Raw genomic sequence first — 13,564 nt, 5'->3', positions numbered from 1 at the left:
TCTCGATTACGCGTACCGCGTGACCATCCAGACCCCGATCAGGATGACGACAGCGCCGACGACCTGCATCGGCCGCAACAGGTGTTCGTGCAAAGCCGTGAACGACAACACCACGAGCATGGAAATCGCCACCATCGCCGGATACGCCACGCTTAGCGTTGTTTTGCGCAGCGCGAGTGCGTTAAAGGAGGAAGCCGACACCGTAGGCACCTATGGCCGCCCCGCGGGCGATCCATGGCAACATGCTGGACTCACCAAGTGCGATGCCCTTGAGCGCCGCAACTCGGAGCAAGATGCTCGCGACACCGCCGAAAAAACCACTTGCGACGACGATCAGCCAGTTCACCGCGCGGCCTCCGTCACGACTGTCACATCCGGCCGGGGCGTGGTGTTAGTACGGATGTCATCGGATGCACCCGTGTTCCCGTCAAAAATCATATTGAACCGATTTGCGCCATGGAGCGCGATCAGCACGATGGCGGGAAAGACGACCGAAAAGTTTCGCGCCTCATCGCGGTAGCCGAAAAAGAAGAACAACACCAATACCGGCAGGAATGCCGCAAAAAAATAGATACGGTATCGATGTGGCGTCGCGCGCCACGCCGAGCCGAAGAAAACCGCAAGCGGTACAAGCATCAGCGGATTTTCGAGACTTGGCGTAAAGATGCCTTTACCGATCAGGTTGTAGAACGACAGGTAAGACAAGGGATTAAGCCAGAATTTCAGGTTATCCCACACGTGAAATTCGACGAAGCCACCAGCATTCGCGTCGTAGCCGCTCATGATGAAATGGCGAGTGCCCACGCAGATCACAAGTTGCAACACCAGCCAACCGACTCGTTTCGATACCGGAACGTCGCGCTCGTGCAGGAAAAATAGCGCAAGCGGAACAAGGAAGAACGTTTCCTTGTTCAGGGAGAAGATGGAAACCATCAACGTGCATGCCAGCATCCGCTTCTTCAGCAGGAAATAGCACGCACCGAGTACGCCGAGGAGTTCGAAGAAGTCGTAGTAATAGCCGCCCTGCTGAAACGTGAGCGGATAGACGAAGCCGAACGCCGCCAGAAAGCCAACGGATTGCCCGAAGTTCAGGCCGTGTAGCCTGGCTAGCCTGTAGACCAGCAACAGCGCGAACAGCGTCGACAACACGATCGCGATGTACGTCAGGTGGTAGACGAGTGCCACGATCGGTGTCCAATATTGGTCCGGCACACTCGTGAAATAGGCGTTGCGCAGCGAATCATGCCGTTTGATCGATTTGAAAAGCTTTTCCTGCTTTTCCTGGCCAAGCCGCTCGACTACCCATTTTGCGGCTCGCGGGAACGACGAGCGATAGACATACGGCTTCGGTGCCTCGCCGTTCATCATGCCGACGAGGCTGTAGCTGGTTGCAAAATCCCCTTTCTGGTCGTCACGAAAGCCCCACTTCAGCAACATGCTGTTGGTGATGTTTCCGGCGCATACGAACAACAGCACATAGACGATGGCGAAGCGGCAGAACGCCAGCACGCGGTTTCGGTTTTTTTCTGTCATAGGAACTGTGCCGCTCACGGAGCTGGCAAGAAGTGAGCGGCCAGCACGATCGCCACCATGACGCAAAGCATGCTGAAGCTACCGCGATTCTCGAGAATATGGACTATCGGATCGTCGTGCATCGCGCCACGCACCGTTGCGATCCATAGACGACCGAACAGGTAGATCAATCCGATCTGCACGAACCAGAGAAGATGCGGAATTGTGTAACGATCTACCGTTTCCGGGGCGTTGATGAACAGACCGAACACGACCACCGCAGCGAGGGAAGCACCGATGCCAAACGGCCAAAGGACTTCGAGGTCGCTCACTCGATAATCCCGACCTGCCGTCGCGCTTTTGTTACTCTGGCGCAAGAACACCAATTCGGAGCAACGTTTCACGAGTGCGAGGCTGAGAAAAGCAAACACGGAGAACGCAAGAAGCCATCGACTCACCATGATTTCCGCTGCAACTGCTCCTGCGACGATTCGGTACGTGTACAGCAATGACAGAACGACCACATCGAGTAGTACGACCGACTTCAAGCGCCAACTGTACGCGGTCGTCAGGAACAGATAGAGCGCGAACATGCCGGTGAATTCGGCCGACACCGCCAACGCCAATGCAAACGCCAATGTCAGCAGTACCGCTGCGCATGCAATGCCGTGACTGATCGACAACACCGCGCTCGCAAAGGGACGATCACGCTTTCGTGGATGTCTGCGATCACTGTCCAGATCCCAAAGATCGTTGCAAATGTAGGTTGCCGACGCGCCAAGCGACATTGACAAGAACGCCAGTGCAAGCACGCCGACTTTGTCGACGTCAAGAAATGCAAAGGCTGTCAGCAGCGGGACGAACAGCAGCAGGTTCTTTAGCCATTGGTGGACACGCAGGGCCCTGCACCACGTCAAGAACGTTGCACGCACATTCGTGAACTCGTGTTCGATGGGGACGTGGCCGCGGACATCTGCGGCGACATCAGAGGAAACGCCAGCAAGTACGGCACCTCTCGCGCCCGCCCAAACCGGCAAGTCAGCTTTGCTGTCGCCCGCATACACGAAGTCGTCGCCGATCTGCTCGCGAATGCAGGCCAGTTTCGCCTCCCCCTTGACATTCGTGTCGCCACTGGTAGCGATGACACGATCGAACAGGCCGAGATGCGTGCTCACACGCTCAGCGATCGAACAATGTGCGGCAGTTGCGAGGACGATTTTTCGACCGTTCTCGCGTTCACGGGTGAGGTAGTCGATTAGCGGTTCGCGGTACGGAAGCGTTTCCGCTCGAAAATCGGCATGCTCCGCGACCTTGGCCTTGAAGGCGGCGCGACCGCCCGCGAGCCAGAAAGGCAGGCGCAGTAGGTTTGCTGGCTTTCGCTTGACGACACGGATCACGGATTCCATCAAGGTATCCGAAACCGTCAACGTGCCGTCCAGATCAACGACGAGCGGAAGTTTTTTGGTCTCTCGCATTCTTTATGGATTGACCTTAATAGATCGGACCATCTGTTTAATAATCTTGATTTTATCTACCATTCCTCGAACCCATATTCAGATGGAATTTTACAATCGTCACCTGAAAATTTTTACCGACCGAAGCGTGGATCTCCGTAAGACTTTTTGCCATCAAACATCAAGCTATCAAATAAATTCGATAGATCTTGAAGCGCAAGACCGGCATGAATCAATCCTGCCTTTTCTGACAACTTGTCTCCTTTTATGGCCTAATCATATCGGTCGACGGCACCCCAAGTCGCACCACTTATGCTGTCGATATCTATGCTCGCCACGTCGTGGCGGTGCGGATGATACGCTGAAATTCCCCTCGATCGATAAATACGTCGAAGACACTTACGGGCTTGCCATCCATGCCATAGATGAGGCGTGCTTTTGATCCAGACTCCACGAGAAATACGTTATGTCCCTCATCTAACAGGCTGCGAGCAGACACTAAGTGAGTGTAATCACTGCTTTCGGCATCTGAATCTGCTGACGGAAACGCGCGTTCATATAAGACAGAATAAGCCTCAGCGATCGGCGCATTAAAAATATAATCATCTTCGACAGATTTTCCCAGGCAAGGCAATTTCGACAGCAGATGAAGGTCAACGCCAAGGGTTGAATTTTGCGAGCAAATTAATGTTTTTCCAATAAAAAATGCGAAGCATCCGTTTTCAAAATCTGGCGTTGACCACGAATCAACACGATCAAACCAGATCGCAAAACAGTTCGGATCACCAAAAATCATAGTCACTTCCCCTTAAACCCAAGTTCACGTCGCACTTCGATTGGAATCTTCGATACATTCAATTTTGCCTGGGCGTCACCGGTCGATCCCGTCCAATGAAATATCCCATTGCGATCCTCAGTAAACCGATGAATATTTCCGTTTGAATCAATAGCATAGCGGTCGTCTCCATCGCCCGGAACCGATGAGTTGAAAAGATCTAGAGAATTGCGAGGCTCTGTTCCGGCGTTCCAATTATTTCCCGGTGTATGTTTTGGATTCGATTTTACCTGCAAACCATTGTCAGCAGTCACCGGTTTGGGAATTGGCAGGCGATTGTCTCCCTCGCCTTTCGATGCAAGCCATGTATCAACCAACCCTGCAACGTCAGTTGGAAGAATTCCCGCAATCGCATCGAGTATCGCCTTACCAGCCGCCACCGGATTAATCAACGGACCGGTTTTCGCGGTCGGATCAAGCTCGGTCCGGTTATCGACAATACCACTGTCGTCTTTCCCGCGCGGCGACCCAAAGTATCCGCCCAATGGTGGCAGCGGCCCTGTTGGGGCAATCGAAAATTGATTGTTTTCGCCCTCAATTTTGGCGGCCCCCGCCGCCGTCGCGATATCCTGACCCGATATCGCTGCAACCCCGGCAACCAAGCTCGACACGAGGTTGTCGCGAGCTTCACGCTCCTCTGAAGACATATTGGTCGTCGGAGCCATCAAGCTTCCGATCACAGAGCTTGCTGCAGCCCCCATCGCGCCAGCGCCGCACGCTTGACCGCCGGCCGCCCCGCCAGCACATCCCACGATCGCATGAAGTGCTGCGCGCGCCTCGTCACTACCAAGGCCATCGGCGATTTGCTTGATGATTCGCACCCAACTGTTGCACGTATGCAATCGTCGCATTTTGCGCGAGTTGACCCATACCTCCCGTTACGTTGCTACCGGCCGCAACCGTAAGCGCGGTCAACACCTGACGATACGTGCCGCTCGGTCCCCACTCTGCGGCCAACTGATCGGCACGTTGTTGGGCCGCTGCTCGCTGCTCCGGCGTGAGATTTGGATCTTTTGCCGCCGCTTTTGCCGCATCCGCTTCCTTTGCCCGGTTGGCCACGAAGGTGCCAGCTTGATTCACAAACTGGCTCGTGATGTCGAAGCCAGCCTGAATCTTGTCCTTGTCGAAGATTGGCGCGAGTGCGCCACCCGCGTTCGATGTATCTCGATTGACGCTGGCGGCCGTTTCGTCAGCGGTTTTGCCCGTTATCTGCTGTTGCTTGACGTTATCGGTGATCTTGAGCGAGCCGCCGCTGATCCCGCTACGTGTGACCGAACTCGCATCATCTGACGCACCGAGCACGACAGGGGACGCGACTGCTAATCCGCTGCCGGTCTTCGGCAAGTCGGTTCCTGCCACCGGATTCACGTTATCGGCCGTGCCTTTCTGGTTCTTACCGATGCCACCGCCGTAACCGCCCGACATTCCGACCGACGACGCGTCGTAGGACGCATGGTTCCGGATATCGCTCGTCGTCAGCGTGGCCGTTGTCAGGCTGTTCACACCGTTCTGTACAGCCTTGTCGTTACTCGCGATCAAGCCGCCTTTCAGGTCCGTATTGCCTTTGACGTTGACTTGGAACCCACCGTTGCCAGCCTTGATGCCCGACTGTTCGGCAACCGCCGCGTAGTCGCTGTTCATCTTTTGCTGACTGATGTTGCCCGATACACTCGACGGTCCGGCACACAACGGCGGAACGCACACGCTAACCGACACCCCTGCGCCTTGCTGCTTCGAATTGTAATGGTCGGTGTCCTGCAAGCTCTCTATGTTCAGGTTGCCGCCTACGTCCGCGACGACTTGCTTGCCGGACGCGACTGCCCCCTTGATGTTCGTATCGCCGCCGGATTGAATCGTGAGCGTGTCGCCTGCCGCAACGTGCGTATTCGTCCAGGCGGTCGAATTACCATCGCTGTTTCCGCGATTCCCCGCGACGCCGGCCGTAAATGCGATGCCGGTCTGCTTGCCGCCACCGATCGATACCCCGACACCAAAACTACCACCGCTATTCTTCAACGATTGGCTGCTGGTGCTTTCAGGCGCTTGCAGATTCACATTGCCGTCAGCGGCGAGCTTGACGTTCCCTCCAGCCGAAATCGTGCTTCCGATCACATCGACGGTGCTATCCGCACCAGCGCCGGTTGCCTTCACTGATACGTTTCGGCCGGCCGATACCGTACTACCGACTGCCGTACTAGCTTGCGATTGCGATTGATTGTCGCTCTTGCTCGCGCCTACGGAAATATTAACGCCGACTGTTTTTCCGAGCGCAGCGGGACCGCCGCCACCCGTTGCATCATAGGCGTTCTTCGCAGCGAGGCAAGTCGTTGCTGCTGCAAGCGCGGTCAAACGCGCATCGCCCGTGGTCTTGCCGGCTGCATCAACCATCTGCCTGCTGGTCTGCGCCAATGCGATGACGGGACTTGTCACGCCGACCGTCACGCCGGCCTGTCGGTATTGCTGCTGCTTCGCCTCGCTCATCGTGTCGTAAGCCGAGTCGATCTTCACAGACTTACCTTCGAGCGACACGTCGTTACCTGCGTGCAATGTGCTACCGGTCGCGTGCAGATCGTTCCCGGCGGCCACATTCAGATTACCGTTCAGCGAACCGACCATGCTTCCGGTATTCGACACTTCGGTGGAATACCGCTGATCCGTCATCGAGCGCGTACCGATCGACACGGACATGCCTCCATTCGACATGAGACCCGATTGTTTTTTCTCGAAGCTGTTGGCCGACTTCACCGTGTCGTGCGAGGTCGTGATACGGACGTCACGCGCCGCCTTCAGATCGACATCACTGGTGCCGACTACATTGCTGCCCTGAACTGTAATGTCCTTGCCTGATTGAATCCTCACGGTGTCGCCCGAAACCGTGCTTGCGACACCGATATTCGCTTGCGTGTCGTGCGATTCCCTGGTGGTCGAACCCGACACGAAACTGCCGCGCTTCGTCTGGACCTTCCTATAGCTGTCGTGTTCCTCGCGGCCTTCGTTGATCGTCACGTTACCGCTGCCGGTAATCGTGACACCGCCCGGCGCCGCGCTGTCGGCGCCCGAGGTAACCGACGACCCCGTCAGCGTGACATTACCTTTCGTCTCATCAGCAACGTTGACAGCCGACAGTGCTGCATTGCGACCAGCCGAAAAGGTCGTGCCTACAGCGGTTTCGTCGTAGGCATGATCGATTTCCTTGCGTGCGCGCCCGTCGGTCGCGACGTTATCGATTTTGGCGGTATCAGTGACCGTCGTCGCGGTGAGGTTGCCGCCAGCCATCACTGACAAATCTTTGCCGGCTGAAACGGTCGCACCTTTGAGTACCGTATCGTTACCGCTCTGCATGACGAGATTGCCGTCTGCCTTAATGCCGCTCGCCACATTTTTCGTGGTGGATTCTTCCCAATGCCGCTGATCGTTCAATTGCATCGATTGGTTTGTGGTCGACTGAACCGTATCGACGTTGATGTTACGGCCGGCCAATGCCATCGCATCGCCGCCAGCCGACAGATTTGCACCATGCAGCGTCAGGTCGCGACCAGCCTGAACGGCAAGACCACCCGTTGCCGCGATCGTGCCTTGCTGGCCGCTTAGACTCGTGCTGATATTGCTCGCACCCGACGTGCCGGTTGCGCCAACCGTATCGACCAACGTCGTGTTGACGATATCGCGGCCCGCCAGCACGGCAATCCGATTGCCGGTAATCTGGCCTGACGCATTCACCACATCATTGCTTGCCGACACGACCGTTGTACCGTTCGTGCCTCTGCTCGAAATCGTACCGCCACGATTCAAAATGTCCGTCGCCGTCAGCACGGTTTTCGTGCCGCCCTTGATCACGCCGGAATTCGTCGCGCTACCCGTCGCATGAATTTCAACGTCGTCCGCCGCGATCAGCGCGCCAGTCGGCTGCAGATCGTTCGCATGCGTTTGCGCCATGTAAACGACCGGAGCCAGCACATGCGTCGTGCTGCCGTTCGGCAACGTTACTGTCTGATCGACCAGCCATACGATATCGCTCGTCAGCGCATCCATTTGCGCGGCCGTCAGCGCCATCCCCGGCACCAGACCGAACGCTTTTGCGTAATTCGCCCCGTTCGTCATCAGCGCGCGATATTCATCCTCGGCACTCGCGTAGCCCGGCAAGAAAGTGCGCCCCGTCAGTTGCGTGATCTGATTGCGCACCATCTGCTGCTCATACATCCCGTCACCCAAACGCTTTTCGATGCTCGCCGGGTTCAGGTTCAACTGGCCGAGCATGTAGTCGCTCGAAATGAAGTTCGTATAGCTCTGCAGGCGCGGATCGGTCACGATCAGGTACGGCTGACCAGGTGCGTCGTGAATCGAATAAAGACCGCTCGTCGGCAACGTGATCGGCAGTGCGCCCGACGCATTCGCGACCGATTGCTGTGCGCCAACCGGTGTCGATGACCCGCCTGCGGCACCCACTGGCGTCAACTTGCCACCGGATACGCCCTCATTGGCCGAATTATTTCCAAGCGTAGCGCCAGTCGCGCCAGTCGAAGAATTCTGGGCTGCAACGTTCTGGTTGTTGACATCCCTCGCGTCGATGATTACCGACTGGTTGGCGATGATCGTGCCGCCTGTTCCACCAATGGCAACCGGCGCATACACCTTCGGAGGCTGAACGATCGTGCCGCGATCCTGCGTCGTATCCTCGTTCCACGCGTACATCGACACGATGTTGTCGGTCTGATACTGATACAGCGTCCGCCCGACGTTGTTCACGACGGTGCCACTGTAGCTGCCTGAACCTGCACCGCCGGACACATCCGCATCGCCGATCTTGATCGAGCCGCCCGCCGCGATCGAGCTGTATTCGTTGTTGATCGTGCCGACGTTCTTCATCACGATGTTGTTGCCAGCAACAAGTTGCGCCTGTTGCGCCTGGCTCTTCACCTTGTCCTGCTGAACCGTGGTCGTCGTGTCTCGCCAGATTTCGACACGCTGATAACCGTTGTGGCCGTCGCTGCGTGTCGTGTATTCCGTATCCGGAACGTAGTTGACGTGCGGATCGTACGCATCCCAATAGTTGACCGTAACCGTACCGTCCGCGTTGGTCGTCAGCGTGTTGTAGTAAATCGTCTGCTGCTTGCCGTTCACGTTCACGACCAACACCTTGTCAGTCGCGCTCGGTCCGGACGTTTCCGATACAACCTGCGAAGGGCTATAGGTTGACGTGAGCGGCGTCTTATAGCCGTTGACCCACATTGCCTGCGAGCACCCGCCGTTCGGGTCCGCGTTCATCGTCGCGCAAACGATGTATTTCTGACGCTTGGTTTCGTGCTTGCTCGCCGTGCTCGTGGTTTCGGTGGTCACCTCCGGAGCCGGACGCGTGTTCGTGAACGTGCCAGCCGCAAGTTCGATACTGCCTTGCGCTTCCATCGCGGACTGATCGTTCAAGACATTTTGCGTACGGTTCGCGAGCAACCCGTTCGCGTCACGCTGACCGTTGGCGGCGATATTGATGTCGCCAATACTGAAGACGTTCGCGCCGCCCGTGTTCGACAACTGGTTGGACGCGTACAAATTCACCCGTTCGGCTGCGGCGATCACCGCCGCTGCACCGGTATTGTTGATCGTGCTCGCATTGGCGGTGACTTCGCGGCCGATGATCGTCGCGGCGTTGTTCAGCGTCGCGCTGTTGGTGGTGACCGTATCGCCTTCAATGCGACCTGCATTATCGATCGTGCCGCCGTCCGCGTTGACCGTCGTCGTGCTGGAATTCAGATCAGCGCCTGCTTGGTTCTCCACGTTCGCGGCATTCACCGTCAGCGCGCCGTTGGCGTCCAGCACGCCCTGGTTCGTCAGCTTACCCGACGTGGAAAACGTGAGGTCGCCGTTGGCATGCAACTTGTTCGCCGTGGTCTGCGTGTAGTCGCTCGCGAGCGTCACCGCACCGTTTCGGCCCGCTACGATCGACCCGTCGCCGCTCAACGCGCTTGCGGACAACGTCAGGTCCTGATCGCTGCCGATAACGCCGTTCTGGTTGGCAAACGTGCCGGCCTGGATTGAAATACCGCCGCCGCTGCCTGCGTCGTTACCAATTTTGCCGGACGTGTTGTCGATCGATGCGGTGTTCAGTGACAGCACGCCGTTTGAACGAATCGATCCGGCCCGATTCGACAGCGCTGCATTTACCGCGCTCAGCTTGAGGTTGTTCGCAGCTGACAGCACACCGCTCGTATTATCTACGTTGCTTGCAACGTTCAGCGTCAGATCGTGCCCGGACAGCGTCTGACCACCTTGAGCGTTCGTCAAGGTTTGCGCGGTCAGCGTAACATCGCCGTTTCCGCCGATCGTACCCGCACCCGCTTTGCCGGACGCGTTCGTGTTCGTGATCGACGCGCCGCCGTCGATCGTCGTTGCACCGCTGCCGATATTCGCGATACGTCCGTCGCTGTTGTCGACGTTGCTTCCCGACAGCGCGAGCGTCGAATTCGTGCCGTTCGCTTCGATTTGCCCTGCAGTGTTGTTGACCGCGCCTTGTGCTCGCAGCGACAGATTCCCGTTCGCCTGAACAAGACCGGCTGCATTCGCCATCGTACCGTTCGACTGCACCGAAAGCGCTTGCCCTGCTAGAAGTGAGCCGCCGGAATTATCGACACTGCGTGCCGACACCGAGACGTCCCCGTTGCCGCCAATGGTGCCGCCCGCCGTATTCGTCAGCGCGTTCGCCGTCGTGACCGACAACGCGCTCGTGCCCACGTTTTTAAGCGAGCCTCCGTCGTTAGCGACACTGTCGGCCGTCACTGAAACGCCATTGTTCGCTTCGAGCGTGCCCGCACGGTTATCGACAGCGCCCTGGGCCTTCAACGTAATGCTGTCCGCACCGACGTAGCCGCCCGCATGGTTATCGAGCGACTGCACATCGAGCGCCGCCTGTCGCTGCGCGGCCAGCGTACCTGCGCTATTCGATACGGCTGTCGCTTTCAGGCTCAACGCGCCATTGGTCGCGATCGCGCCACCTTGGTTCGACAATGCGCCAGTCGAAATCGACAGCGCAACGGTTCCGGCGTGAGTGATTTTCCCGTGGTCATTGATCAGCGTTGCGGGCGTCAGGTTCAGGTCGGTGCTGTTGGTCTGAACAACGCCGTTGCTCGAATTATCGAGTGTGTTCGAGACGGCGACATTCATTGCGCCAGTCCCTGTTTGTGTAATGGTACCGCCGCGGTTCGACAAATTCGTCGCCCCGAGCGACAACTGCGCTGCCTGTACCGAACCCGCATCGTTGCTCAGCGTCGCGGCATTCACGGTCGCGGATTGTCCGGCCGTAATGCTGCCCGAGCCGTTCGTCAACTGCGCACCCGCATTGATCACCGCGTTTTGTGCAGCCGACAACGTGCCGCTGCCGTTGTCGAGCGATTGCGTGCCGACGTTCAGATTCGTTTGTGCACTGACCGTGCCGTGGTTCACGACGCTGCCCGATTGAATCTCCACGCCGCCGTTACCACCGATGACACCGCCTTGTGCACCGAGTGCGGTCGTACCGGCCGCATTCGTCAGTTGCCCCTTCGTCGTAATGGACAGACCGTCCGAATTCAGCGACGTAACGCGGCCTGCACTATTGTCCAGCGAGCTCCCCGAAATATTCATTCCGGCTGCGCTCTGAATCGTGCCCTGGTTGTTCGCGATTGCACCGCCGCGCACCTGCATCGCATTTTCGGAAACGAGCGTGCCGCCGTGATTCTCTATTGCGCCGTTCGACTGCACATTCAGCGGACCTTGCGCCGATACCTTGCCACCCTGGTTCGAAATACTGCCCGCGGTCAACGTTGCATTGCCTTGGCTCGACAGCGTGCCGTGATCGTTGATCAACGCACCCGCTGCGTTCACATCGAGAGCGCCCTGCGCACTCGTTGTCGCATTCGAGAGAGTCAAGTCCCCGGCGCTTGCGTTCAGCGACACGTTACCGTTCGCGGCCGTCTGGCTACCCGCGAGGCTCACGGCAGCACCTGAAATCGACGCGCTCCCACCCGCGACGTTCTGCCCGCTCGCCGTCAATTTCCCGGCGCTCGACAAATTCAGATCGCCGCTTGTCCCGACGGAACCATCGTTATTGACACCCGCGCCGAGCGTCCCGGTCGAATTGATGCTGCCCGCGCTGACCGTCGCATTTTGCTGTGCAGCGAGCGTGCCGCTGTTCGACAGCGTACCGGCTGCTGAAACGTTCGCGCTCTGTTGCGCATACGTCGTGCCGCTGTTTTGAACGCTGTTTGCGGCCGCCGTGAGATTGCCGCTTGCGGTCGTCTTGCCAGTCAGTACAAGCTGACCGTTCGATTGCAGCGTCAGGTCGCCCGCTTGTGCCGCGATCGTCCCGGCGTTCGCGACACCAACACCGAATTCGTTCGATACGAGAAAGACCCTGTTCGTGTACATACCGCCAAGTTGGCTCACGTCGATTGCGATCGCCGGTGCCGCACCGTCGCCAACGATTGGTGTCGCCGCCAGCGTGCTGTGGTTGACCTGGTTCGCACCCGCGACGACGTTCAGGTTCTTCGCGTAAATGGCTGCATTGGCCTGTACCGCGCGCGAAATCAAGTCGACCTGATCGACATTCGATACATTCAGTCCCGCACCGCCGACGGAAATCAGGCCGCGCGACACGTTGAAGCCACCGAGCGAGCCGTCGGCGCCGTAATACGGCGTGCCGGTGGTGAGAACGGCTCTCGACGTATTGATGAACCCGCCGCCGTCAACCTGAATACCGGCACTGTTCGACAGGATCACTTCGGCACGATTGCCCGCGACCTCGACGTACCCTCGCAGTTGCGACGGCGCATTGCTGTTGACCTGGTTGACGATGATCCGCGCAGACTGGCCCGCACCGAAGTTCGGGTTGCCGTTGATCATCCCCGCCTGCTGCGTGTTCACGATCGTCGGCGAGTTGTTCAGGATCGCGCCCGGTTTTTGTACATCGAACTGGTTGTACGTGTTCACCGACACGCGGGCGCCAGACGGTGCGGCAATATTCACTTGCGGTATGCCGTTCTGCGTCTGAATCACGTGCGTACTCGTGCCCGGAGTCGGCGCGATTTGCGCAAAGCTGAACAACGGCACACCGAACAATAATGCAGCCGCCATCGCGATCGGTTGCCAAACGATCCGCAACCCCGCCAAGCCCGACGGCGCGCTCACGCCTTTATTCCCGACCGCACGCGGTGAACTACCGTTTTCCTGAACGGCGATCATCACGCCGCGCACGCGATTGAATACAACCCGATAGCATTTCTTGTTCATTCTTCGTTGACGCGCACTGCGCCCCTACTTGCAGTCTTATTTGAATACAGCGCAAATAGGACCGAACTTAATTCGCCGTCTGATCTTTAACGCGCTTGCAACGGATAGTCAGAGCGACAACGCCTCTCGTGCGCGTCGCGATTGAGAAACAGCGCTCGCAATGGCCCCGCTCATCCACTGCGCGATCCTAGCAGAAGCGATCCCCGTGCATTGTCAGAAATGATTAATGCGATACGCAAAGCATCGGCTTTTTCTTTGCAAGTACTGGAAATTTTCAAAAAACACTCAAGAATTAATGTTTTATAATGTTTTCAGAGTGTTAATTATGAGATGGAAGCGACTTTATTGGGATAAGCGCATCGCAATTTTAGACACAGTGCCAATCGTTCGATCGCGGCCAGATACCCATGATAGGGTCGGCCGAATCATTGCGAGATAAATGGCGATGGTGCCGTGAAATTCGTTGGTCGAAAATACACGAATCAAGATAGGACAATATGCGCTC

The 13,564-nt window shown here is 57.4% G+C and carries 7 protein-coding genes; all 7 read right to left on the bottom strand.

What is annotated here, in order from left to right; genetic code table 11:
- Window positions 1-6: 6 nt before the first annotated feature.
- Window positions 7-201 (bottom strand): hypothetical protein, encoded by a 195-nt coding sequence (locus KPB06_RS28300; protein WP_275905841.1) that lies wholly within the window; start codon window positions 199-201, stop codon window positions 7-9.
- Window positions 182-346 carry a hypothetical protein gene (locus KPB06_RS28295; protein ID WP_275905842.1) on the bottom strand — a complete coding sequence of 55 codons (165 nt, stop codon included), beginning with the start codon at window positions 344-346 and terminating at the stop codon, window positions 182-184. The genes KPB06_RS28300 and KPB06_RS28295 overlap by 20 nt, the downstream gene beginning before the upstream one ends.
- Window positions 343-1,533 (bottom strand): hypothetical protein, encoded by a 1,191-nt coding sequence (locus tag KPB06_RS28290; protein WP_059574419.1) that lies wholly within the window; start codon window positions 1,531-1,533, stop codon window positions 343-345. Before KPB06_RS28290 ends, KPB06_RS28295 begins: the two co-directional genes overlap by 4 nt.
- 14 nt (window positions 1,534-1,547) lie before the next feature.
- A complete protein-coding gene (locus KPB06_RS28285; RefSeq protein WP_059574420.1) occupies window positions 1,548-2,987 on the bottom strand; it encodes a UbiA family prenyltransferase in 1,440 nt (479 codons plus the stop codon).
- Between the two features lie 304 nt (window positions 2,988-3,291).
- Complete coding sequence (locus KPB06_RS28280; RefSeq protein WP_081066605.1) at window positions 3,292-3,762, bottom strand: immunity 42 family protein; 471 nt, start codon at window positions 3,760-3,762, stop codon at window positions 3,292-3,294.
- Between the two features lie 2 nt (window positions 3,763-3,764).
- On the bottom strand, window positions 3,765-4,622 hold the full coding sequence (locus KPB06_RS34580) for a hypothetical protein (protein WP_420831950.1): 858 nt from the start codon (window positions 4,620-4,622) through the stop codon (window positions 3,765-3,767).
- Window positions 4,585-13,059, bottom strand: coding sequence for a hemagglutinin repeat-containing protein (locus tag KPB06_RS28275; protein WP_420831949.1), 8,475 nt, complete (start codon window positions 13,057-13,059; stop codon window positions 4,585-4,587). Before KPB06_RS28275 ends, KPB06_RS34580 begins: the two co-directional genes overlap by 38 nt.
- Window positions 13,060-13,564: the final 505 nt, after the last annotated feature.

The organism is Burkholderia semiarida (assembly GCF_029268935.1).
In the GTDB taxonomy this organism is placed as follows: domain Bacteria; phylum Pseudomonadota; class Gammaproteobacteria; order Burkholderiales; family Burkholderiaceae; genus Burkholderia; species Burkholderia semiarida.
Note: the sequence above shows the minus strand (reverse complement) of the source record. Positions and strands in the feature narration are given on the sequence as shown.

Coding starts and splice junctions, on each gene's coding strand:
- KPB06_RS28280 (WP_081066605.1), bottom strand. CDS start 3,762: ATGATTTTTGGTGATCCGAACTGTTTTGCGATCTGGTTTGATCGTGTT.
- KPB06_RS28275 (WP_420831949.1), bottom strand. CDS start 13,059: ATGAACAAGAAATGCTATCGGGTTGTATTCAATCGCGTGCGCGGCGTG.
- KPB06_RS28285 (WP_059574420.1), bottom strand. CDS start 2,987: ATGCGAGAGACCAAAAAACTTCCGCTCGTCGTTGATCTGGACGGCACG.
- KPB06_RS28290 (WP_059574419.1), bottom strand. CDS start 1,533: ATGACAGAAAAAAACCGAAACCGCGTGCTGGCGTTCTGCCGCTTCGCC.